Below are 21,039 nucleotides of genomic sequence, written 5' to 3'. Positions count from 1 at the left end.
AGGGGACGCCATGACATCCGATCTTGGGCCGACCATGCGGGCCGAGCGCTTCTACGCTGACACCAAAAGAGTTGTGGTGGAGGATGTTCCGATCCCGGAACCGGGGCCGGGCGAGGTTCTGGTCAAGGTGGCGTTCTGCGGGATCTGCCATTCCGACCTGAGCCTGATCAACGGCACCTTCCCGGCGCAGGCCCCGGTGGTGACGCAGGGCCACGAGGCGTCGGGCACCATCGCCCGGCTCGGCCCCGGCGTCACCGGTTGGGCCGAGGGCGACCGCGTCATCGTGGCGGCGGGCCGGCCCTGCATGGAATGTCCGAACTGCGCTCGCGGCGACATCGCCAATTGCATGCGAATCCGGTTGATGGCCTTCGCTTATGACGGGGCATGGGCCGAATACACGTTGGCGCAGGCGGTCGGGCTGACGCGAGTTCCGGACAACGTGCCACTGGAGCAGGCCGCGATCCTCGCCGACGCGGTGTCGACGCCGTACGGCGCTGTGGTGCGCACCGGCAAGGTCGGGATCGGCGAGTCGGTCGGGGTGTGGGGACTGGGTGGTGTCGGTACGCACATCGCTCAGCTGGCGCGGTTGGTGGGCGCGGTGCCGGTGGTGGCCATCGATATCAAGCCCGAGGTGCTGGAGCGCGCGCTGGAGCTCGGCGCCGATTATGCGTTCGACGCCGCCGACGAGCGACTGGGCGAGAAGATCGCCGACGTCACCGGCGGCCGTGGTCTGGACGTGGCGTTCGACGCGGTGGGACTCAAGTCGACGTTCGAGCAGGCGCTGAGCCAACTGACCGTCGGCGGCCGACTGGTCGCGGTCGGGATGAGTGCCCAGGAGCCGACGATCGGTCCGACGTCGTTGTTCGGCCTTACTCAGAAGCAGGTGCTCGGCCACCTGGGCTATCAGAACGTCGACATCTCCACGTTGGCGACGCTGGTGTCGCTGGGCCGTCTGGACCTCTCCCGCTCGATCAGCGAGATCGTGTCGCTGGAGGATATTGCCCTCGGCATCGACAAGCTGGAGCGCCAGGAGGGCAATCCGATCCGGATCCTGGTGCGGCCCTGAGGGGCTACGCGCCGAATCTGAAGACATGTGCGAGTTTTCGCGAAAATCTCGCACACAAGCTCAGGTTCGGCGGGCCTTACCCGTGATAAGCGGCAGATCGGGGTAGGTGACGACGCCGGGCTCGGCCTCGCACACCGCGGGCACCGAGTTGACGCAGTGCGCGGCGGTCGCGACGACGCCGGACTCTGGGCCCTCCTCACCGGCCTCGGACTGGAAGCCCTTGATGATGACGGTGAAGTCCGGGTTGCCGCGGACCTCCATCTCGTAGCGCTGCCCAGCCGGCCCGAAATTCCATGCGGGGTCGAGGTTTTCCTCCCCCATCAGCCAGTTCACAGTGACCCGCACGACGGGTTCGCCGTCGACGAGAGCCTCCCAGTGGAACTTGCGGCCTGCCACCTGGCCGGGTTCGATCACGCCGATCGGCGAATCGATGGGCGCGGTGGCCACCGCGATCTCCTGGGTGGCGCGGATCCGTGGATCGATCTTGAACCCGATCTGGTCGACGACCATCTTGACGGCCTGGATGAAGCCGCCGTCGAGCATCTTCTGCATCGGCCCGCTCAGCGCGGTGTCGGGGGTACCGCCGAATCCCATGACATGACGCACCACGTCGGGCGCGTCATAGGTGCGCAGGTCGGAGAACTCTTCGGCACGAACGAAGTTCACCCCCGTCGCCATCGCCGAGAACACCAGCGGGAACTTCTCGCTGATCCCGCCGGGCGCGATGCCGGTGCCGTGCAGCGTGGCATTGCCTTCCAGTGCCGCGGCCCGCATCGGTGCGGCCTGCTTCTCGCTCGGGTACAGCCAGCCGACCGGGGTGATCACGTTCTTGCCCGAGCGCAGCAGCGCGGCCACCTCGTCGGGGTTCGGGATCAGCGGCGAGTAGATCACCGCGTCCGCGTCGAGTGCCAGGATCTCCTCGGTGCTGTTGGTCGCGGTGATCCCGATCGGCTCGGTGCCGATGAGCTCGCCGACATCCTTGCCGTTCTTGGCGTCCGAGTGCACCCAACAGCCGACCAGCTCCAGGTCAGGGTGTTCCAGCACGCCGTTGATCGCGGCCACGCCGACGCCACCGGTTGCCCACTGCACGACTTTGAGCGTCAAGACCCCTCCTCGGCGAAACTAGAACACGTTCTACTGGTCTACACCACCCTCGTCGTCAGCGGAAGTACGTCCCCGCCGCGCGGCGTACGAGACGGCGAGCACCACCAGGACCGCGGGGAGAAATGCCGGCACGGTCAGCAGCAGGGAATGGTCCGCGAGGTAGGTCATGCTCCGTGGACGAGACAGCCCGGCCAAACGTGACTGTCACATCCCGGCGGGCTGTGCCGTCTGATGGTGATGCAGATGAAATTCATTCAGATCGTCGTGGTCCTCGCGGCGTTGAGCATGCTGGTGACCGGGGTGTGGATGCGTATCGACCCAGCGTCGTTCGCCCAATGGGCGAACTGGCCCAACCACGTCCACTTCCTGCACGATGCCGGCGTCTTCCAGATCGGCATCGCGGTGACCATGCTGTTCGCGCTCTGGTGGCGCGACGTGATCGCCGTGGTGTTGACGGGATTCCTGGTGGCCAACACCCTGCACGCGGTCAATCATTTCTTGGACCGCGACGGCGGCAATCCGGCCAACTGGTGGCAGCTCGGGGTGTTCTCCGTGCTGGCCGGGGCAGCGCTGGTGGTGCGGCTGCGACAGCTCCAGTTGAAGACGGTTGACCCGGTTTCGCGATGAAGTATGTTCCGTTGCATGGCTAACAAAGTGTTCGTCGTCGGTGTGGGGATGACGAAGTTCGAGAAACCAGGTCGGCGCGAGGGTTGGGATTACCCCGACATGGCGCGCGAGTCGGGCACGAAGGCGCTCGAGGATGCCGGCATCTCCTACGACCAGGTGCAGCAGGGCTACGTCGGGTACTGCTCGGGTGATTCGACCTCGGGCCAGCGCGCGCTCTACGAGCTCGGCATGACCGGCATCCCGATCGTCAACGTCAACAACAACTGTTCCACCGGCTCGACTGCGCTTTATCTTGCCGCACAGGCAATTCGCGGCGGCCTGGCCGAATGCACCATGGCGCTGGGCTTCGAGAAGATGCAGCCCGGCTCGCTTCAGGCGGGTGCGCAGGACCGCGAGTCCCCGCTGGGCAAGCACGTCAAGGCGCTGGCCGAGATCGACGAGTTCGCCTTCCCCGTCGCACCGTGGATGTTCGGCGCCGCCGGCCGTGAGCACATGAAGAAGTACGGCACCACCGCCGAGCATTTCGCGAAGATCGGCTACAAGAACCACAAGCATTCGGTGAACAACCCGTATGCGCAGTTCCAGGACGAGTACACCCTCGACGACATCCTGGGCGCCAAGATGATCTCCGATCCGCTGACCAAGCTGCAGTGCTCCCCCACCTCCGACGGGTCGGGCGCGGCGATCGTGGCCAGCGAGGCATTCGTCGACAAGCACGGCCTGGCCGGCCAGGCCGTCGAGATCGTCGGGCAGGCGATGACCACCGACTTCGCTTCGACCTTCGACGGCAGCGCCGCCAATATCATTGGCTACGACATGAATGTCCAAGCCGCACAGCAGGTTTACGCGCAGTCCGGTCTCGGGCCCGAGGACTTCCAGGTCATCGAGCTGCATGACTGCTTCTCCGCCAACGAGCTGCTGCTGTACGAGGCCCTGGGCTTGTGCGGTGAGGGTGAGGCCCCACGGCTGATCGACAACAACGACACCACCTACGGCGGTCGCTGGGTCGTCAACCCGTCCGGCGGGCTGATCTCCAAGGGTCACCCGCTGGGTGCGACGGGCCTGGCCCAGTGCTCCGAGCTGACCTGGCAGTTGCGCGGCACTGCCGACAAGCGTCAGGTCGACGGAGTCAACGCGGCCCTGCAACACAACATCGGCCTCGGCGGCGCCGCCGTCGTGACGGCCTACCAACGCGCCGAGCGCTAGGGCTCCTCCCGCTCCCCCGCGAAACGGCATTCCAGCAGGTCCATACTCGGACTTTTCCTGCTGGAATGCCGTTTCGGCGCTCAGGGGGTGAACATCGCGTCGACCAGACGGCGCAACACCTGCCTGATCTCGCGGCGGGCCTTTTTCTGATCCTCGGCGGTGGCGATGGCCATGGCCGCCTCGTCGAGCGCACCGATCAGCACATGAGCCAGCGCCCGCACCGGCTGCTTGGCGAGCTGGCCTGCCTTGATCGCCTCGGCCAGCAGCTGCTCCGTCATCCCGAGGCTGTAGCGCTGCGCGACGTCGCGGAAGCCCGCCCAACCCAGCACACTCGGGGCGTCCAGCAAGACCAACTGCCGCACCTCGGGATCACCGGACACCTCCAGCCAGCCGTCGACCGCGGCCCGGATCGCGTCGGCCGGTGTCGCCGCACCCGATGCCGCCACCTCGGCCGCCAGACGGCCCATCACGTCCTGCTCCACCACCTCCACCACCGCGAGGAAAAGCGCTGCCTTGTCAGCGAATTGGTGATACATCGCCCCACGGGTAACCCCGGCGGCCGTGGCGATCTCCGGCGTGCCGACCTCGGCATACCCACGTTCGCCCCACAGTCTCCTGGCGGCAGCGATCAGCGCCTCGCGGGTCGCCGCGGAACGCTCTTCCTGGGTACGTCTCTTGTTTTCCATACACCCTGTTGGTAAGTTACGGACACGCTGTTTGTAAATGTGTATCGAGCTGGGAGTCATCCATGTCGACCATTGAGATTAACGCCGGAACCATCCATTACGAGGAATTCGGACCAACCGACGGTAGGCCGGTTGTCTTCGTGCACGGCTACATGATGGGCGGTCAGCTGTGGCGGCAGGTCAGCGCCCGACTGGCCACACAGGGCCTCCGCTGCATCGTCCCGACCTGGCCGCTCGGCGCGCATCCCGAACCGCTGCGGCCCGGCGCCGACCGGAGCATCACAGGTGTGGCGAACATCGTCGCCGACACCCTGACCGCGCTAAATCTCGACGACGTCGTGCTGGTCGGCAATGACACGGGCGGCGTGGTCACGCAACTGGTCGCGGTGCATCATCCGGAGCGAATCGGCGCTCTCGTATTGACGAGTTGCGATGCGTTCGAACATTTTCCGCCGCCGATCCTCAAACCGCTCATCGCGGCGGCGAAATCCAAGGCACTGTTCCGGGTCGGCACCCAGGCCGTGCGGATCGCGGGCGTGCGCAAGCGGGCATACGCCGGGCTGGCGCACTCGAACATCGACGCGCTCACCCACGAGTGGGTGCGTACCGCGCTGTCGAATCCCGCGATCGCCGAGGATCTCCGGCAGTTCACGCTTTCGTTGCGCACCGAGGTCACCATGAAGGTGGCCGAGCGGCTGCCCGAATTCGACAAGCCGACACTCATCGCGTGGTCGGCCGACGACGTGTTCTTCGAACTCGGCGACGGTGAACGCCTCGCGAAGATCATCCCGGGGGCCCGCCTCGAGGTCATCGACGACGGCCGCACGTTCTCGATGGTCGACCGACCGGACCGGCTCGCCGATCTGCTGTCGACCATCGCAGTGCGGGCCTAGCGGTCCCGTCCGACGCGCCCCGTCGCCCCTCCCGCCCCGTTGTCACGCTGGAGTGGCTGTGGACGTCGACAGCCACTCTGGCGTGACAGGGCGGGGTCGGGCCAGCGCGGTTAGTCACCCCAGCGTGACGCTCGGGCTCGAGAGCCACTCCAGCGTGACAATGGCGGGGACGACGGACCAACGGAGAACTACAGCGTGACCACTTCATAGGCACCGTCCGCGTGACGGGCCCGGATGGTCTTCTTGTCGTACTTGCCGACGCTGGTGCGCGGCACCTGCTCGATGAATGTCCACCGCTCGGGCAGCCACCAGCGAACCACCTTGTCTGCCAGGAACTCCCTCAGTTCAGCCGCTTCCGCCGAAGCGCCCTCGTTCAACACCACGACGGCCAGCGGGCGTTCCTGCCAGCGCTCGTCGGGCACCCCGACCACGGCCGCCTCCAGCACCGCGGGGTGGGCGATGAGATGGTTCTCCAACTCCACCGAGGAGATCCACTCGCCGCCGGACTTGATGACGTCCTTGGCGCGGTCGGTCAGCGTCACGTAGCCCTGCGGATCGATGACGCCGACGTCTCCGGTGCGCAACCAGCCGGTGTCGAACTTCTCGGCGTCACGGCCCAGGTAGTAGGCCCCGGTGATCCACGGGCCCCGTACCTCCAGTTCGCCGACCGCGGAACCGTCGCTGGGCAGCGCGGCACCCTCGTCGTCGACGACGCGCACCTCCACGCCGCACATCGGCCTGCCCTGGCTGACCCGCATCTCCCACTGCCGTTCCTCGGACACCCCGGGCAGCGGCTTGGCCACCGTGGCCAGCGGCGAGGTCTCGGTCATCCCCCAGGCCTGCTGGATGTGTACGCCGTAGGTCTCCTGGAAGGTCTTCATCAGGGAGAGCGGCACGGCCGAACCGCCGCAGGCGACCAGTCGCAGCGACGAAATGTCATGTCCGGGATTCTTTTCCAGGCAGTGCATGACGTCGTTCCAGATGGTCGGCACCGCACCGGCCACGGTCGGGCGTTGCGTTTCGATCAGATTGATCAACGAGGCGCCGTCCATGAACCGGTCGGGCATCACCACGTTCGCGCCGGCCATGAGTGCCGCATACGGCAGGCCCCACGCGTTGGCGTGGAACATCGGGACGATCGGCAGCACGGTGTCACCACAGCTGACGTCGAGCGCATTGGCGGTGCAGGTGTTCAGCGCATGCAGGTAGCTCGAACGGTGGCTGTACACCACGCCTTTCGGATTTCCGGTCGTGCCGCTGGTGTAACACATTGCCGCCGCGGAGTTTTCGTCGATCTCCGGCCAGTCGAATTCTTCTGGCTGCCCGGCCAGCAGATCATCCCAGCGCACGACCGTCACACCCGTCAACGCCTCCACGTCGCCCTCGCCCACCATGACCACGGTGTGCACGGTCTCCAGCAGGGGCAGGACCGGGGCGAGCAGCGGCACCACGGAGGCGTCGGCGATGACGACCTGATCGGCCGCCTCGTTGGCGATGTAGGCGATCTGTTCGGCCGACAACCGGATGTTCAGGGTGTGCAGCACGGCGCCCATCGCGGGCACGGCGAGGTAGGCGGCGAGGTGCTCGGTGTTGTTCCACATGAAGGTGCCGACGCGCTGGTCTCCGTCGATCCCGAGCCTGCGCAGACCATGCGCCAGTTGGGCCGCCTGTCCGCCCAGCTCACGGTAGTTGATCGTGCGATAGCGACCCTCGCCGCACGCGGTGGTCACCGTCCGGTCGCCATTGACCCCGCAGGCGTGTCGCAGGATCGCGGTGATCGTCAACGGCCAGTTCTGCATCGTGCTCTTCACGGGCGCGATGCTATGCGGTCTTTCATCGACGCCGGCGGGAACGTTTCGAATTTCCCGAACGATGTATGTAGGGGAAGATGGACTGACCACAACGGAAGGACGTGTCCGATGCGCACGAAGTCGCTGCCGGCGGCAGTCGGGCTGGCTGTGTTGGGCGTGGTGGGCGCGTCGTCCGCGGTGGCCTCGGCCGAGGAGACGGCGCAGGACACGATCAACCGGCTGCAGTCCGAGGGCTACACCGTCACCATCGACAAGATCGGGACCGCGCCGCTGGACCAGTGCACGGTCACCAGCGTGCGCAACCCTCAACAGGTCAGCCAGTTGGTGCCCTACGTCGGGCCGGGGCTGGGCGGCGATCGGATCCTGGTGCCGTCGGTCACCAGCCGGACCGTGTCGGTGTCGCTCAACTGCCAGCGCTGACGCTCACCTGGAGCAGTCCAGTGACACCGTGATGGTTCGGCGCACCACCACGGGTACGAGATCGAAATCCTTCGCGCCGTTCTTGCCGAACCGTTCGACCCGAATGAGCCTGGTCTGGGTCTGTGGATTGCGGATGCTCGTGACGGTGCACCGGTCCAGTGGCGCACTGCCCACCCGGTCGATGTTGACGTAGAAGCCCTCGGCTTCCAGCAGACCGATCGTCTCGACCGCGGAATCGGCATATGCCGGCACTGCCGGCGCCAGAATCGTGCTTACTGCCGCCCCCGACGCGGCGAGCATGATGATTGATGCTCGCATGGTCGTGTCTTCTTTCTTGTCGCATACACCTTTTCGGTGATGTCCTGCCCGTTGTTACGGGCCAGGCTCGGCGCCGGTTCAACGCGAGAGGCCCGGCCGGATGTACCGGCCGGGCCTTTTGCCGTGAGGCTAGACGCGCGCAGGTTCGGCGGCCGCCGCGGAGTGGTCATCGACCATGGTGAGCTCGTCGAACGGGTCGTCCCCACGCAGCACCGCATCGACCTTGGCCTTGTCCACGGTGTGCGTCCACGAGCCGACGAGCAGGGTGGCCACCGCGTTACCGGAGAAGTTGGTCACCGCGCGGGCCTCGGACATGAAGCGGTCGATTCCGACGATCAGTCCGACCCCGTCGAGCAGATCCGGGCGGTGCGCCTGCAGACCGCCGGCCAGCGTGGCCAGTCCGGCACCCGTCACACCGGCGGCTCCCTTCGACGCAACGATCATGAACACCAGCAGGCCGATCTGCTGCCCGACGGACATCGGGGCGCTCAGCGCGTCGGCGATGAACAGCGCAGCCATGGTCAGGTAGATCGCGGTGCCGTCGAGATTGAACGAATACCCGGTCGGCACAACGACACCGACAGTGCTGCGGTCGACGCCCAGGTGCTCCATCTTGGCGATGAGGCGCGGCAGCGCCGACTCCGACGACGATGTCGAGAAGATCAGCAGATATTCGCGGGCCAGGTACCGGACCAGTTTGAAGATGGACACACCAGACACCGCACGCAGCAATACACCGAGCACGCCGAACACGAACAGCACACAGGTCACGTAGAAGCCCAGCATCAGGGTCAGCAGCTGCGTGACGGCTGTCCAGCCGGTCTGTCCGACGACGTTGGCGATCGCGCCGAAGGCACCGATCGGCGCCAGCCACAGGATCATGATCAGCACCTTGAACACGAGCTTCTGCAGGTGCTCGATGCCGCGCAGGATCGGTTCCCCGGCGCTGCCCATGCCCTGCAGCGCGAATCCGACCAGCAGCGCCACGAACAACGCCTGAAGCACGCTTCCGGCAGTCAGCGAGGAGAACAGCGTCTCCGGGATGATGCCCTGGACGAAGTCCATCAGTCCGCCGGACTCGTGAGCTTTCTCCGCGAGTTCGGCGCCCTTTCCTGCCGAACTTTCGGTCAGGTGCATGCCGCTGCCGGGGTGGATCAGGTTGCCGACCACCAGCCCGATGGTCAGCGCGATCGTGGACATCACCAGGAAGTAGCCGAAGGCCAGCCCACCGACCTTCCCGACGGTCGCGGCCTTGCGCACCGAGCCGATGCCCAACACGATCGTGCAGAAGATGATGGGGCCGATCATCATCTTGATCAGGCTGACGAACATGGTGCCGAGTACACCGACGCTCTTACCGACCTCAGGTGCGACGAGACCGACCACGATGCCGACGACGACGGCCGCGATGACCGCAATGTAGAGCCAGTGAGTGCGGTCGCGACGCGGCGGGGACGCCGGCTCTGATTGCGGGTCTACGGACACGGTCATCGGTGCCACCTCCAGTTGACTTCGAATGCGCTGTTACAAGCACCTTCGACCATAGGGTGAGCCAGGTCACGTTTTAGTTCATTACGTTCACGCAGCGGTCCGGTCCCCTACGCGAGCGGCTTCGGGGACCGGACCGTCGATCAATCGCTCAGATGCCCGCGCAGAGCGCGACGAATGGGATCGGTGCGCAGATACCGACCGAGAAGTAGGGCGTGATGTCGCCGTTCCACGCGGGTGGAGGGGGTGGCGGCGGCGGAGGGGGCGGCACCTGCGCCGCCACGCAGGTGTTCGACGGCGGGTCGAAGACGGTGCCCGCCCCGCACTCGGTCGCATTGCCGACCACCGGGGAAATCGCCGTCACCACTGCCAGTGACGCAACCGCGGCCATGATGATGGTTGTCAAGCGATGAATCACGCTCATCGCAGGTCTCCCTTGGATCTACCCTCGACCCCTGCTTATGGTCAGATTCTACGACTCCGCGCCCGCGAACAGCAGCCCTGAATTGACGGCCGCGAAGGTGGCAGAAGTGCCGGCGCGAACTCGCTACCAGCGGATATCCGCGCCACTTTTTGGGAAGATTGTTGCCTTCACAATCGGAGGTGCGGTGACGCGTTGGTGGCGACGACTGTCGGGCCGAATCTGGCCGCGCTCCTTGGCGGGGCAGGCCATCGCCCTGCAGGTCCTGGTGGTCGCAGTGGTGGTGCTGGCCGGCACGGCGCTGGCCCTTATCGATGCCCGTCGTGACGGTGAGGACGCGGCCCGGCAGCAGGTGATCGGCATCGCCACCACCCTGGCGGATTCACCGTCGACTGCGGCGGCCATCGAATCCGGCACTGCGACAGAGGTTTTGCAGCCGGTCACCGAGGCGGTGCGTACGGAGACGGGCATCGCGTTCATCACGATCATGGCGCCGGACGGCATCCGGTTCACCCACACCGATCCCAGCCAGATCGGCGGCCATTACCTGGGCACGGTCGAGCCCGCACTCCGCGGCGACACCTTCAGCGAGGTCTACACCGGGACGCTTGGCCCGTCGGTGCGCGCGATCGCACCGGTGCGTGGTCGCGACGGCCGCATCGTGGGCATGGTGTCGGCCGGGATCACCCAGCAGACCCTGGGCCAGCGCTGGCGTGCGCAGATCCCGGTGATCGTTGCGGTAACCGCTGCCGCACTCGGGATTTCGCTGATCGGGGTGTTGGCCATCCGGCGCAGGCTGCTGCGTCAGACGCGGGGGCTGCGACCCGACGAGTTGCGGGTCATGTACGACCACCACGACGCGATCCTGCATTCAGTGTCCGAGGGACTCATCGTGCTCGATCGTGACGGTGTGGCGCTGGTGAATGACGAAGCCCGCCGTCTACTGGGGCTCGCGCCGGGGCCGGTGCGGACACAGGACCTGCCGGAGTTTCTGCGCACCAACGCACCTGGAGCGCGCGACGAGTTGCACGTCACCGGGGACCGGGTGCTGGTGGTCAACCGGGCACTGGTCGCCGGTTCGGGATTCGGCGCGCAGGACCGAAGCGACCGGGGGGTCATGTCCGAGGTCGTCACGATCCGTGACCGGACCGAACTCCAGGGCGCCCTGGGTGAACTCAGCTCGCTGCAGGTCCTGACCGACTCGCTGCGGGCACAGGCGCACGAGTCGGCGAACAAGCTGCACACCGTGGTCACCATGGTGGAGATGGGCCGACCCGAGGAGGCGGTCCGGTTCGCCACCAGCGAGTTGGAGTTGTCCCAACGCCTGGTGGACCGATTGTCGCAGGCCGTGGGCGAACCGGCTCTGGTGGCAGTGCTTCTCGGCAAGACCGCTCAGGCGGACGAACGTGGGATCACGCTGACCGTCACCGAGGACACCCAGTTGTCCGCCGACACCGTACTCTCCGGACCGGAGATGGTGACGGTGCTGGGTAACCTGATCGACAATGCCATGGATGCGTGTGACCGTGAGGATCCGTGGATCGAGGTCACGGTGAGCCAGGACGATCGCGAGTTGTTGATCCGGGTCGCCGACAGCGGAGACGGGATGGATCCGGACACCTTCGAAAAGGCAATGCAGCGCGGATATTCGACGAAATCGGATGCGTCCGGCCACGGGCTGGGCCTGGCTCTGGTGGCGCAGACGGTCAAACGACACGGCGGGACGCTGCGAACCGACGTCACGTACGGCTCCGTGGTCACGGCAACGGTGCCGCGATGATCAATGTGCTCATCGTCGAGGACGATCCGTTGATTGCTGAGGCCCACCAGACTTATCTCGGTCGTCTGGAAGGGTTTTCGGTGACCGCGGTGGCACACACCGCCCGCGACGCGATGCGGGCGGCAGCCGGGGCCGGGGCCTCGGAACATCCGGTGGACCTGGTACTGCTGGATCTCGGATTGCCCGACGCGAGCGGAATCTCGCTGGCATCCGGGCTTTCCGGGCTGCGGCCGGCACCCGATATCATCGCGATCACCTCCGAGCGCGATCTGGAGATGGTGCGCGCCGCGGTCGCCCACGGCGCCCTGGCCTACCTGCTCAAACCGTTCACCTTCGCGGCCTTTCGCGATCGGCTGGAGCGCTATCGCCGTTATCGTTCGGCGCTGCCGTCGGGGACTGATGCCGCCAGCCAGGCCGAGGTTGACCGGGCGTTGGCCGAATTGCGAGTTGCCTCAAGCGAATCTGTCAGATCTTCCGCAAAGGGTGCGGCGCCGCAGACCACAGAAGGTATTGCCGTGGCTGTGCGCGACGAACCCGACGGCCTGACCGCCGACGAGGCGGCCAAGCGGGTCGGAGTGTCACGGGTGACGGCGTGGCGCTACCTCGAGCGTCTGGCCGATGAAGGCACCGTCACCCGCACTACGGATTACGGCAAAGCCGGGCGGCCGCGCACCCGCTACAGGTGGCGTTGAATCAGACCCCGGCCGGCGCCAGCGCGGGCAGGTGGTGCATCTCGACTGCATCCGTCGACGCCAGCTGCGAGTACAGCGATTCGGCGACGTCGAAGACGTTGACCTGGCCCGCGTAGTCGGCGATGTAGAGCCGAGTGCCGTTGTCGCGCAAGGCGACCGCCGCAGGCTGGGCGTGCACGTCGATGCTGCCCTGCACCTCGCTGGTCAGCGTGCACCAGACGATCACACGGTCATAGTCGACCACGTACGCGCGGGTGGTGTCAGGGCTCAGCACCAACTGGGTCGGCGCCCCGCCGATCTCGACGGCGTCCACCACGGTCCCGGCGGACAGGTCAACGGTGTGCACCACACCGCGATGCGCCAGGTCAGAGGTCAGCACGTAGGCAACGCCGTCGCCGATCGCGATGTCACGGATCGGTGCGCCGATCCAGACCGTTGCCTGCGCCTGAGCGGTCTCGGTGTTGACGACGACCAACCGGCTGCCACGGAAGTCCGAGGTGGCCACGTACAGGCGCTTGCCGGTCGAGTCGATCTGTAGGGCGTCGAGGTTGACACCCGCGCCGGTGGCGATGTCGATGGTGCCGACGCGCTCGGCGGTGGTGTCGATGACCGCGATGTCGATGCGCTCGTGGCCCGCGCGGCCGGCGAACACCCGCTTGCCGTCCGGGCTGATGGACAGGGCGGTGACGCTGAAGGCCAGCGGGTACTCGTTGAGCACGGCACCGGTGATGGTGTCGACCGCCGCGATCGCGTCGTGCCCGGGAGTGGCGACGCTGACGTAGGCACGGTCATCCGCGACGACGACGGCAAAAGGGTCTCCGGCGAGACGGACCGAGCCCACGACACCCATGGTGTGAGGGTTGATCACGGTCAGGCTCTGCGCGCCGGTGTTGGTGACCACCACGGTGTCACGCTCGGGATCGACTGCGATGTCGCCGATCGGCCCGCGTCCGACTGCGGCCAGTCCGGCCACATCGATGTCGTCCAGCGCACCGTCGAATGCGACGCTGCGAGCAGTCGAATCGTCGATGGCGCGATCATCGTGGCCAGCGCGCAGCGCCGTGACCAGCGCGCGCAGGAAGTTGTTTGCCATCGTTATCGGCACCTCCGCCGGCAAGGCTGTCACCGGCTCTAGATTTCAGGTCGATCTGCGCCGGGAGTGGCGCGGTTGCATTGAGTCTAGCGACGAAACCGACAGGTCCCGGACGACTTCACAGCGAATAAGTCGCACAGGCCAATTCTCTCTCAGAATGCGCTTAGGAAATTCTTCGTTATCGACTCGTTACCTTTTGGACGCATTTGATTAAAACCCTGTTACCAGCGACTTCGCAGGCTCGGTTAGACGTGGCACATTTCACGAGCAGCGGGACCGTCAATAGCAATTCTTACCATCGCCGGCAAAAGTGAGCGGTAGATCACACTGCGACACGCCAGCAAACTTTCCAGAGCGTCAACACCGGGCAGGCTGCGGTGACGGCCGATATGTGTTACTGCTGTGAAAGATGAGTCATGCCGCATGGGCAGTTCGCTGTCGGCAGCAACTACCCCGCCACCGGCCGAACGACGAGACTCACTTCGCACGATCCGTGCCGGGCGTCGGGCCGCACCGAAGCCGCGTATCGACCGCCGATGACCTCGGCGTTCAAGTCGATCACTTCCTGGATCAGGCCCTGCTGGATGCCGCGCACGACCTCGGGCGAATCCACCGCGACCTCGGCCAGCGGGCAGGTGCAGATCTCCACGGACACCTCACCGAACGAGGTGAGCACTGAGCGGACCTGAAATCCCAGCTCACTCAGGGTGGCCACCACCAGGTCGGCGATCGACGTCTCACTGCGCCGGCGCGCTACGCGCACTCGCCGGGCCAGATCGGCACCGATTCGCAGTGCCCGCACTTCCCGTTCGGCGGGAGTGCCGCCGAGGTGCGCCGCGAACAGCGCGACGATGTCGGCGTAGTCGAGTCGTGGGGCGATCTCGTAGGTCAGCCGCGGTCGTCCGACCCGCCCGCCGCCGGATGCCGCCCCGCCACGGCGGATGATGCCCTGGTCTTCGAGGGTGCTGAGGTGAAACCGAGCGGTGGTGACGTGGATCCGCAGTGTCTCGGAGATCTGTCGGGCGTCCACCGGGCTGTCTGCGGCACGCAGCAGGTCGAGAACCCGCTGCCGCTGCTGGCCGACTGCCCGATCCGATTCGATGCGTTGACCGTGCCGGGGCATGCCCACATCATGCACGGCGGCGGGCCGCCCGTCCGGCACGGCGGCGGGCCGCCCATCCGGCACCGCGGCAGGAGTCATTTCGATTCTGCGGCAGGCACCGTGGCGACGATCGCCACCGCGGTCAGATGATCGCGGTAGCGGGCGAAGGTCTTGCGCATGTGGAGAACCCGCTTGCGGGCAGCCGGATGCGTCAGCACGTTGCCGACGATGCGCAGCGCTCCGAGCAGGCCTTCGTCGGCGATCACCCGGCGCGGTTCCAGCAGCGCCATCGGGGCACGCTCAACAGTGACCACCTCGAATCCCGCGCCGGTCAGCAGCTCGGTCCATTCGGCCACGGTCAGCGGCCGGGCGTTGACCTTGATGGCGCGGGCCATCTGGCGGCGGATGTCGTCCTTGATGTCGTCGGCGAGTTGGTCGGGCATCAGGCCCAGTTCGTGGATGGCGTAGCGCCCACCGGTGCGCAGGACCCGGAAGGCCTCGTCGACGATGGCCTGTTTGGCCTTGTCGCCCTGCATGGTCAGCATGGCCTCGCCGACGACCACATCGGCCGAACCGGCGTCCAGTCCGGTGCTGGCGGCGTCGGCGGCCACCAACCGGCCGCCGGTGTCGGCCACCACTTTCTGCAGCGGGCCCGAGGTGGTCGAGCTGTCGTCGACGCCGACGTACGAGCGGGGCCCGCATGCGGCGATGTCGGTGGCGGTCCGGCCAAGCCCTGGCCCGAGTTCAACGACGTCGGCGCCGCTGATTCGGGCCGCGGCGAGCAGTCGGGTGGTCAGCTCCAGCCCTCCGGGCCGGAGCACCCTCTTGCCGAGCCGGGCCAGCAGCCAGTGCCCGGGCAGATCGGCATCGGACCGTTGCGCCAGCGGCAGATCGTTCTTGCCGGTCATCTCGTGATTCCTCCTCTGCGGGCCATGCACCACGTACTGCACAGCGGGACAACGGAAAACAGGGCGCACGTGTACGCCAGGGCCAGGTCGGGTCCCCATGGCGGGTTCAGGACGATGTCCTGCCCGGTGGCGAAGACCCCGTTGAGAAACGGCATGAACCGTTGCAGCGAATAGCCGCCGGGCAGGTAGCCGACGGCAGTTTCGATGACGTACACCCACAACAGGATCACTCCGACGGCTGCGGCCGGTGTTCTGATCACCGCACCCACTCCGAGCCCGAGACCCGCCGCGAAGAACGCGTAGACGGGCACGGTCCACAGCAGACGCACGCCATGCGGATCGGTCAGCGAGACCTGTCCGTAGACCGAAGTCGACACCCAGGGCAGGGTGACCAGCACCAGCACCACCATGGCTGCCGCCACCACGGCCCCGAGTAGTCCGTAGAACAACCACTTGCCGGCAAGGGCCACCGATGCACGTGGCAGTGCGAATCGCACGTATTGTTGTGCTCCATAGCGGAATTCGTGGGCCTGGCCGTGGGCTGCCGCCAACGCGGCCAACACGACGGTCACGGTGATCACCCAGTACGCGGCGTTCGTGGTCGACACCTGCTGGACATAGCTCTGGCCCGGGATGCGAGCGAATCGTTCTGCGACATAGGCGATCAGGTATGTGATCACGGCGGGAAGGATCGCCGCCGCCGGCACCAGGACGCTCCACAGCGGCCCGCGGCCGCCGGTGCGGATCATCTCGGCGCGCATGCTGCGCAGCACCGTCCCGCTCATGCCGCGGCCATCCGCAGGAGCAGGGCCTCAAGGTGCTGACGCGGATCTGCACCGGCGGGCAGGATCTCGTCAAGGCTGCCCGCTGCGGCCACCCGCCCCCGTTCCATCACGAGCAGCCGGTCCGCGGTCAACGCCACCTCACCGAGCAGATGGCTGGCCACCACCACGGTCCGGCCTTCGGCAGCCAACTGCCGCAACAACTCCCGCAGCCAGACGATGCCGGGGACGTCCAGGCCATTGACGGGTTCGTCGAAGATCAGCGCCCGCGGTTCGGCCAACAGAGCGCTGGCGATGGCCAGCCGCTGCCGCGCGCCCATCGACAGCTGCGCGATGCGTCGGTGCCGGAGTTCGGTCAGCCCTACCAGCGCCAGCACGTCGTCGATGCGCCCGCGGGCGATGTCGCCCAGCGCCGCCAGCCACGACAGGTGGCGCTGGGCACTGTGTCGCGGGTCCATCGCCATCGGGTCGAAGTGCACACCGAGCATCCGCATCGGTTCCGCGCAGTGATCAATTGGATTCCCGCACAACGTCACTGTGCCGCTGTCGGCACGCTCCATGCCCGCGATCACACGGAGCAGCGTGGTTTTTCCGGCACCGTTGAGGCCGAGCAGCCCGGTGACCGTACCGGCGGGGAAGGAAGCGCTGACATCGGTCAGCGCCGGCGTGTTCCCGAACGCCTTGGTCAACCCGCGGACCTCGATCATCTCCGGATCACTGGAAATTGCACGGAATGGGCAGGCCCAGGGTCGAGATGCCGTTGCACATCGACTTGCTCGCCAGCTTCCACTGCCCGTCGATATAGCGCCATTCGCCGGGTATCTGCAGGGTGGGCTGGCCGACGCGACTGCCGTTGATCACCGCGGTGTGACTGTTGCCGTCGTGGGTCTCGGGCCCGGTCACCACCGCCGAGCCTTTCGGGGCGCGAAAAATCCCGATCCGGTAGACCATCTTCGGCACGATCACCGCCCGTGATCCGCCCTCCAGCTGTGCGGCCTTGACGTGATCCGGCGCCTGACTCGCCACGAGTAGCTGGATCTGGGCATTGAGTTCCTCCAGCGCGGGCACCGGCGCCGTGATGGCGAAGTCCTCGGCGCTGGCGAGGGGCGCTGTCACCACTGAGAAGGGCACAACAACAGCACTGGCAAGCAGGCAGATCAGGCGCTTCATCAGCGGTTCCTTAATTTGAAGGAGAAGTATCCGGTTAACCATAGAAGTTTGGTTAGCCTAAGACAACACCTTCGTCAGGAACGCGGGTGAGTAAGTTTGCGCGCAGGGGTCAGAGCCGTAACGCAGCTGCGGTGGCGGGGCCGACGATGCCGTCGACCTTCAGCCCGCGGGTACGCCGTTGGAACTCCTTGACCGCGGCCTCGGTCTGCGGGCCGAAGACTCCGTCGACCTCGAGATCCCCCGCATATGCCGCGTAGGCGGACCTGAGCCTGCGCTGCAATGCGGCAACCTCGGGCCCCTCCATGGGCCGATACAGCAGCACATCGGTGTACTGCCCCACGGGCACAGGCGGTCGAGGCGTCGGTGCCGGCTTCCCGACATCGCCGATCTGCGCCTGGATGTCGGCGCGCAGGATGTCCATGTCGATGGCGCCCGGATCCCACTTGCCTTGCGCGCGGCCGGCGTATTCCTTGTGCCCTATGGTGCGTTCAGAGCTCTGCGCCAACCGGCGGTTGATCGCGGCGCAGCACCGCACCAGAGCGAAATACTGTGCATCAGGCCAATTTTTGCGATGCGGTGCCGTCGGACTGGTACCGCTGTTGGCGCACTCGATACCGATCATGTGCCAATTGCCCATGTTCGTCGGCAACCACGGATACATGCCGACACCGGCATGCCAGGCCACCCCGAGCGCCACGACCGTCACCGTTCCGTCGCGCGCGATGTGCAACTGCGACAACGGTCCGGGAAGGTCCGGACGCCCATTGGCGATGGATGCAGCGGTGGCGGTGTCCGACCCGGTGTGATGCACCATCACCCCGCGGATGTCTTTGAAATCGCCGTGCCCCCGGGTGCGCCAACCGGGGTACTCGACAAGGTCGATACCTTCGGCTCGGAGCACGTCGGCCAGCCAGACCGGATCCCCGGTCCATCGTCCTGTCTGTGGCACTGAGATTCCTTTTCCTTCCATAGCAAACGATCGGTGACCCCAAGCCTACGCGCGCGGACCGACAGTTCCTCACCCTCACCGAAGCGGTCAGACAGGTTATGTGTCAATATATTTGCCCACAGGAACACCACCTGCACAGCATCCAGGCAGCACGTTCGCCCACAGCACGGCAGGCAAACATACCTGTCTGGTTGCGACCACGCTTTCCGTCCGCATCGGCGGCCAGATGTGCGAGCATCTGCGCATGGATCCGAAGGACGACCCCGAGGCCCGCATCCGGGAGCTCGAGCGCCCGTTGGCTGATGCCGCCCAAGCGTCCGAGTTGGGCACCGGTAAGACCGTTCGCCCTTCCGGTCCGCCGCCGACCCAGCCGTGGACCAACGCGTACCCGCCGCCACCCCCGGGCCCCCCGGCTCCGTGGCCGGGCTACGAGCCCTACCCCACCCCGCCGCAACCGCGACGCACTTCGAGCGCCACCCCGTTCTTCGTCCTGTTCGGCGCACTGACGGTGATCCTGGTCGCCGGGGGTATCGCCGCCACCGTGATGTTCAGCAATACCGGCGCAGGCACTGGCGACACAGAAACGACTGACACCGACTCGTACTCGGACAGCCAATCGACCACCATCCGGCAGACCAGCATCAACGGGGTACCGGTTCCCGGCCCTGTTGCGCCGACGCAGGTTCCGGCGGGAGAGACGGTGATCGTCTCTGGCATCAACGAGCATCGGACCGTCGAGTGCCGGGACAACACCGTGATCGTGAGCGGCATCGAGAACGAACTGGAGATCACCGGTCACTGCGTGGGCCTTACGGTGTCCGGTGTCAAGAACGTCATCACCGTCGAGTCCGCCGACGCCATCGGCGTGTCAGGATTCGAAAACCGCGTCACCTACCGCAGTGGGGAACCCGAGGTGAGCAATTCGGGTCAGTCCAACGTGGTCGAGGCGGGCTGATCGGGTTCGGCCCGACGGTCGAGGCGCCGGAAGAATTCATCGAGCAGACCCACCAGCGGTGCCGGATTGTCCTCTGGCACCCAGGCATAGGAGTCGTCGATGAATTGGAGTGCGGCCTGCGGCAGCGTCTGCGCCAGACGCGAGGCCCCTTCGGCGGGGAAATAACGCTCCTCGCGTGGCCAGACCACGAGCGCGGGTCGATCGTAGTCGGCCAGCCGGGGCGAGTACTCCGCCAGGTACGCCGGCGACAACTCACCGAGGAAACGCCGGAAATCGTTCCGCACCAAAGGATCACTGCGGAGCGGCTGCAGGTAGGAGGCCATGATGTCGGCCGGGATGGGACGCTTGGTCGCGCCGCCATAGGTGATCCGGAGACGTTGCACGGGTTTCAGACCGATCAATGCCGACTGCAGCAGTCCGGCACCGGGCAGCGAGGCGAGCCGGGACAGCAGTTTCACCGGCCACGGATCGGAGTCGAAGGCGTTGGTGGCGACGAGCACCAGGGCCTCGACCCGCTGCGGGTAGCACGCGGCGGCCACCTGGGCGATGTCGCCGCCGTAGCCGTTGCCGACGAGCACTGCCTGCGGGATCTCCAGAGCGTCGAGCAGGTCGATGACGGTCCGGGCCAGCCCGGGCAGGGTGAGATCGGCGTCGGGCAACGCCGGGGTGTGCGATCCGAGCGCCAGATCGGGCGCGATACAACGGATTCCGCCTCCGAGGCCGTCAGCCACGTGACGCCAGACCAATCCGTTGGCAACAAGTCCGTGCAGCAGGACGACCGGGCGGCCGTCACCGCATTCGCGCACGCCGACCGGACCACAGGGCAACGAGACCGTCCGCCGGGAGCTGAGTGTGTCCATCTGTCTGTCCTCTCGCCGCGAGCATCGGACATAAATCAATACAGACTGTATGCAAACACATCATTGGCAGAACATCAATACATACAGCTTGTTAAAATTTCCCCGTGAGTGAAGATGGACGCGACGGCCGCGAACAACGCAGTGAGGCCACCCGCTCGGCGCTGGTCGCCGCGGCGCGCTCACTGTTCGTCGAACGGGGCTACGCGGCCGTCTCCACCGGGGACATCGCGCGCGTCGCGGCCGTGACCCGAAACGCCCTGTACTACCACTTCCCCACCAAGGAGGCGGTGTTCCGAGCGGTCTACGAGGATGTGGAAGGCCAATTGGCACAACGGGTGCTCCCCGCGGCGCTGGCCCATGCCACCAGCCGCGGCCAACTCGAGGCAGGCATCGAGGAGTTCCTTGACGGCTGCCTCGACCCCACCGTGGCCCGAATCAGCGTGTTGCAGGCGCCGGCCGCACTGGGATTCGCTCAGATGCGCGAGATCGACAACCGCAATTACCTCGGCGCCCTGCGCGACGGCATCCGCAGCGCCGTCGAGGCCGGTGAACTCCCCGACCTTCCCGTCGAAACCCTGGCGTCGATGATCATCGGGGCGCTGGACGAGGCGGCCCTGCTGATCGCGACCGCCGACGATCCGGCCGCGGCCCGGCGCGACGCGGGCGTGGTGGCCCGGGCACTGGTCGACGGGCTGTTCGTCGGCTGAG

At 66.3% G+C, this 21,039-nt stretch carries 24 protein-coding genes; 9 read left to right on the top strand and 15 right to left on the bottom strand.

Annotated elements, in window-relative coordinates; translation table 11 throughout:
• Window positions 1–10: 10 nt before the first annotated feature.
• Window positions 11–1,066: a zinc-binding dehydrogenase gene (locus AC4ELH_RS34485; protein ID WP_055116794.1), complete on the top strand. Its 1,056-nt coding sequence runs from the start codon at window positions 11–13 to the stop codon at window positions 1,064–1,066.
• A 60-nt stretch (window positions 1,067–1,126) separates the two neighbouring features.
• Here AC4ELH_RS34485 and AC4ELH_RS34480 read toward each other — a convergent pair whose 3' ends face one another.
• Together AC4ELH_RS34480 and AC4ELH_RS34475 are read right to left on the bottom strand one after the other, a co-directional pair.
• Window positions 1,127–2,170 (bottom strand): NAD(P)H-dependent amine dehydrogenase family protein, encoded by a 1,044-nt coding sequence (locus tag AC4ELH_RS34480; RefSeq protein ID WP_064960082.1) that lies wholly within the window; start codon window positions 2,168–2,170, stop codon window positions 1,127–1,129.
• A 30-nt stretch (window positions 2,171–2,200) separates the two neighbouring features.
• Window positions 2,201–2,338 carry a hypothetical protein gene (locus AC4ELH_RS34475; RefSeq protein WP_165609848.1) on the bottom strand — a complete coding sequence of 46 codons (138 nt, stop codon included), beginning with the start codon at window positions 2,336–2,338 and terminating at the stop codon, window positions 2,201–2,203.
• A 75-nt stretch (window positions 2,339–2,413) separates the two neighbouring features.
• Between AC4ELH_RS34475 and AC4ELH_RS34470 the strand changes: the two genes are divergently transcribed.
• Window positions 2,414–2,797: a hypothetical protein gene (locus AC4ELH_RS34470; RefSeq protein WP_236734934.1), complete on the top strand. Its 384-nt coding sequence runs from the start codon at window positions 2,414–2,416 to the stop codon at window positions 2,795–2,797.
• A 15-nt stretch (window positions 2,798–2,812) separates the two neighbouring features.
• A complete protein-coding gene (locus AC4ELH_RS34465; RefSeq protein ID WP_498889359.1) occupies window positions 2,813–4,003 on the top strand; it encodes a lipid-transfer protein in 1,191 nt (396 codons plus the stop codon).
• An 80-nt stretch (window positions 4,004–4,083) separates the two neighbouring features.
• Here the strand turns inward: AC4ELH_RS34465 and AC4ELH_RS34460 are convergent, their stop codons facing one another.
• Window positions 4,084–4,689, bottom strand: coding sequence for a TetR/AcrR family transcriptional regulator (locus tag AC4ELH_RS34460; protein WP_064960080.1), 606 nt, complete (start codon window positions 4,687–4,689; stop codon window positions 4,084–4,086).
• Between the two features lie 62 nt (window positions 4,690–4,751).
• Between AC4ELH_RS34460 and AC4ELH_RS34455 the strand changes: the two genes are divergently transcribed.
• Window positions 4,752–5,582: an alpha/beta fold hydrolase gene (locus AC4ELH_RS34455; protein ID WP_498889357.1), complete on the top strand. Its 831-nt coding sequence runs from the start codon at window positions 4,752–4,754 to the stop codon at window positions 5,580–5,582.
• A 188-nt stretch (window positions 5,583–5,770) separates the two neighbouring features.
• On the opposite strand, the gene AC4ELH_RS34450 is transcribed toward AC4ELH_RS34455, so the two are convergent.
• Window positions 5,771–7,393, bottom strand: a complete 1,623-nt coding sequence (locus AC4ELH_RS34450) for a long-chain fatty acid--CoA ligase (RefSeq protein WP_498889355.1) — start codon at window positions 7,391–7,393, stop codon at window positions 5,771–5,773.
• 108 nt (window positions 7,394–7,501) lie between these two features.
• Between AC4ELH_RS34450 and AC4ELH_RS34445 the strand changes: the two genes are divergently transcribed.
• Window positions 7,502–7,813 (top strand): hypothetical protein, encoded by a 312-nt coding sequence (locus AC4ELH_RS34445; RefSeq protein ID WP_064887532.1) that lies wholly within the window; start codon window positions 7,502–7,504, stop codon window positions 7,811–7,813.
• 3 nt (window positions 7,814–7,816) lie between these two features.
• On the opposite strand, the gene AC4ELH_RS34440 is transcribed toward AC4ELH_RS34445, so the two are convergent.
• The 3 genes from AC4ELH_RS34440 to AC4ELH_RS34430 form a co-directional block, all read right to left on the bottom strand.
• Window positions 7,817–8,131, bottom strand: coding sequence for a hypothetical protein (locus AC4ELH_RS34440; protein WP_498889352.1), 315 nt, complete (start codon window positions 8,129–8,131; stop codon window positions 7,817–7,819).
• 129 nt (window positions 8,132–8,260) lie between these two features.
• Entirely contained in the window at window positions 8,261–9,622 is a 1,362-nt protein-coding gene (locus AC4ELH_RS34435; RefSeq protein ID WP_064957237.1) for a cation:dicarboxylate symporter family transporter, read from the bottom strand.
• Between the two features lie 148 nt (window positions 9,623–9,770).
• A complete protein-coding gene (locus AC4ELH_RS34430) occupies window positions 9,771–10,043 on the bottom strand; it encodes a hypothetical protein (protein ID WP_448442209.1) in 273 nt (90 codons plus the stop codon).
• 184 nt (window positions 10,044–10,227) lie between these two features.
• Here AC4ELH_RS34430 and AC4ELH_RS34425 point away from each other — a divergent pair, with 184 nt between their 5' ends.
• Both AC4ELH_RS34425 and AC4ELH_RS34420 read left to right on the top strand, forming a co-directional pair.
• The gene (locus AC4ELH_RS34425; RefSeq protein ID WP_498889349.1) at window positions 10,228–11,820 is read left to right on the top strand and encodes a sensor histidine kinase; all 1,593 of its coding nucleotides are present in this window, start codon (window positions 10,228–10,230) and stop codon (window positions 11,818–11,820) included.
• A complete protein-coding gene (locus AC4ELH_RS34420; protein ID WP_498889347.1) occupies window positions 11,817–12,512 on the top strand; it encodes a response regulator in 696 nt (231 codons plus the stop codon). The genes AC4ELH_RS34425 and AC4ELH_RS34420 overlap by 4 nt, the downstream gene beginning before the upstream one ends.
• 1 nt (window position 12,513) lies before the next feature.
• Here the strand turns inward: AC4ELH_RS34420 and AC4ELH_RS34415 are convergent, their stop codons facing one another.
• The 7 genes from AC4ELH_RS34415 to AC4ELH_RS34385 form a co-directional block, all read right to left on the bottom strand.
• The gene (locus tag AC4ELH_RS34415) at window positions 12,514–13,605 is read right to left on the bottom strand and encodes an MmpL3/TtfA transport complex stabilizer (protein ID WP_064887892.1); all 1,092 of its coding nucleotides are present in this window, start codon (window positions 13,603–13,605) and stop codon (window positions 12,514–12,516) included.
• Window positions 13,606–14,053: 448 nt separating this feature from the next.
• Window positions 14,054–14,728, bottom strand: coding sequence for an ArsR family transcriptional regulator (locus AC4ELH_RS34410; RefSeq protein WP_448442401.1), 675 nt, complete (start codon window positions 14,726–14,728; stop codon window positions 14,054–14,056).
• 74 nt (window positions 14,729–14,802) lie between these two features.
• The gene (locus AC4ELH_RS34405) at window positions 14,803–15,615 is read right to left on the bottom strand and encodes a methyltransferase domain-containing protein (RefSeq protein WP_498889345.1); all 813 of its coding nucleotides are present in this window, start codon (window positions 15,613–15,615) and stop codon (window positions 14,803–14,805) included.
• On the bottom strand, window positions 15,612–16,400 hold the full coding sequence (locus AC4ELH_RS34400) for an ABC transporter permease (RefSeq protein WP_498889343.1): 789 nt from the start codon (window positions 16,398–16,400) through the stop codon (window positions 15,612–15,614). The genes AC4ELH_RS34405 and AC4ELH_RS34400 overlap by 4 nt, the downstream gene beginning before the upstream one ends.
• A complete protein-coding gene (locus AC4ELH_RS34395; protein WP_448442197.1) occupies window positions 16,397–17,104 on the bottom strand; it encodes an ABC transporter ATP-binding protein in 708 nt (235 codons plus the stop codon). The genes AC4ELH_RS34400 and AC4ELH_RS34395 overlap by 4 nt, the downstream gene beginning before the upstream one ends.
• A 7-nt stretch (window positions 17,105–17,111) precedes the next feature.
• Window positions 17,112–17,567 (bottom strand): MTB12 C-terminal domain-containing protein, encoded by a 456-nt coding sequence (locus AC4ELH_RS34390; RefSeq protein ID WP_448442195.1) that lies wholly within the window; start codon window positions 17,565–17,567, stop codon window positions 17,112–17,114.
• Window positions 17,568–17,676: 109 nt separating this feature from the next.
• The gene (locus tag AC4ELH_RS34385; protein WP_448442193.1) at window positions 17,677–18,516 is read right to left on the bottom strand and encodes a peptidoglycan recognition protein family protein; all 840 of its coding nucleotides are present in this window, start codon (window positions 18,514–18,516) and stop codon (window positions 17,677–17,679) included.
• Between the two features lie 244 nt (window positions 18,517–18,760).
• Here AC4ELH_RS34385 and AC4ELH_RS34380 point away from each other — a divergent pair, with 244 nt between their 5' ends.
• A complete protein-coding gene (locus AC4ELH_RS34380; RefSeq protein WP_448442191.1) occupies window positions 18,761–19,471 on the top strand; it encodes a DUF3060 domain-containing protein in 711 nt (236 codons plus the stop codon).
• Here AC4ELH_RS34380 and AC4ELH_RS34375 read toward each other — a convergent pair.
• Window positions 19,444–20,331 (bottom strand): alpha/beta fold hydrolase, encoded by an 888-nt coding sequence (locus tag AC4ELH_RS34375; protein WP_448442189.1) that lies wholly within the window; start codon window positions 20,329–20,331, stop codon window positions 19,444–19,446. The two genes, AC4ELH_RS34380 and AC4ELH_RS34375, sit on opposite strands and share 28 nt — an antisense overlap.
• Before the next feature lie 104 nt (window positions 20,332–20,435).
• On the opposite strand from AC4ELH_RS34375, the gene AC4ELH_RS34370 reads away from it, so the two are divergent.
• Complete coding sequence (locus AC4ELH_RS34370; RefSeq protein WP_064959681.1) at window positions 20,436–21,038, top strand: TetR/AcrR family transcriptional regulator; 603 nt, start codon at window positions 20,436–20,438, stop codon at window positions 21,036–21,038.
• Window position 21,039 lies beyond the last annotated feature (1 nt).

The sequence above is a fragment of the Mycobacterium shunyiense genome, assembly GCF_058270075.1.
This window is presented reverse-complemented; position numbering and strand designations above follow the sequence as displayed.

Excerpts from the sequence above, each read along its gene's own strand:
- AC4ELH_RS34485 (WP_055116794.1), top strand. The coding sequence starts at position 11 with ATGACATCCGATCTTGGGCCGACCATGCGGGCCGAGCGCTTCTACGCT.
- AC4ELH_RS34475 (WP_165609848.1), bottom strand. The coding sequence starts at position 2,338 with ATGACCTACCTCGCGGACCATTCCCTGCTGCTGACCGTGCCGGCATTT.
- AC4ELH_RS34470 (WP_236734934.1), top strand. The coding sequence starts at position 2,414 with ATGAAATTCATTCAGATCGTCGTGGTCCTCGCGGCGTTGAGCATGCTG.
- AC4ELH_RS34465 (WP_498889359.1), top strand. The coding sequence starts at position 2,813 with ATGGCTAACAAAGTGTTCGTCGTCGGTGTGGGGATGACGAAGTTCGAG.
- AC4ELH_RS34460 (WP_064960080.1), bottom strand. The coding sequence starts at position 4,689 with ATGGAAAACAAGAGACGTACCCAGGAAGAGCGTTCCGCGGCGACCCGC.
- AC4ELH_RS34455 (WP_498889357.1), top strand. The coding sequence starts at position 4,752 with ATGTCGACCATTGAGATTAACGCCGGAACCATCCATTACGAGGAATTC.
- AC4ELH_RS34445 (WP_064887532.1), top strand. The coding sequence starts at position 7,502 with ATGCGCACGAAGTCGCTGCCGGCGGCAGTCGGGCTGGCTGTGTTGGGC.
- AC4ELH_RS34440 (WP_498889352.1), bottom strand. The coding sequence starts at position 8,131 with ATGCGAGCATCAATCATCATGCTCGCCGCGTCGGGGGCGGCAGTAAGC.
- AC4ELH_RS34435 (WP_064957237.1), bottom strand. The coding sequence starts at position 9,622 with ATGACCGTGTCCGTAGACCCGCAATCAGAGCCGGCGTCCCCGCCGCGT.
- AC4ELH_RS34430 (WP_448442209.1), bottom strand. The coding sequence starts at position 10,043 with ATGAGCGTGATTCATCGCTTGACAACCATCATCATGGCCGCGGTTGCG.
- AC4ELH_RS34420 (WP_498889347.1), top strand. The coding sequence starts at position 11,817 with ATGATCAATGTGCTCATCGTCGAGGACGATCCGTTGATTGCTGAGGCC.
- AC4ELH_RS34415 (WP_064887892.1), bottom strand. The coding sequence starts at position 13,605 with ATGGCAAACAACTTCCTGCGCGCGCTGGTCACGGCGCTGCGCGCTGGC.
- AC4ELH_RS34410 (WP_448442401.1), bottom strand. The coding sequence starts at position 14,728 with ATGCCCCGGCACGGTCAACGCATCGAATCGGATCGGGCAGTCGGCCAG.
- AC4ELH_RS34405 (WP_498889345.1), bottom strand. The coding sequence starts at position 15,615 with ATGACCGGCAAGAACGATCTGCCGCTGGCGCAACGGTCCGATGCCGAT.
- AC4ELH_RS34400 (WP_498889343.1), bottom strand. The coding sequence starts at position 16,400 with ATGAGCGGGACGGTGCTGCGCAGCATGCGCGCCGAGATGATCCGCACC.
- AC4ELH_RS34395 (WP_448442197.1), bottom strand. The coding sequence starts at position 17,104 with ATGATCGAGGTCCGCGGGTTGACCAAGGCGTTCGGGAACACGCCGGCG.
- AC4ELH_RS34390 (WP_448442195.1), bottom strand. The coding sequence starts at position 17,567 with ATGAAGCGCCTGATCTGCCTGCTTGCCAGTGCTGTTGTTGTGCCCTTC.
- AC4ELH_RS34380 (WP_448442191.1), top strand. The coding sequence starts at position 18,761 with ATGGATCCGAAGGACGACCCCGAGGCCCGCATCCGGGAGCTCGAGCGC.
- AC4ELH_RS34375 (WP_448442189.1), bottom strand. The coding sequence starts at position 20,331 with ATGGACACACTCAGCTCCCGGCGGACGGTCTCGTTGCCCTGTGGTCCG.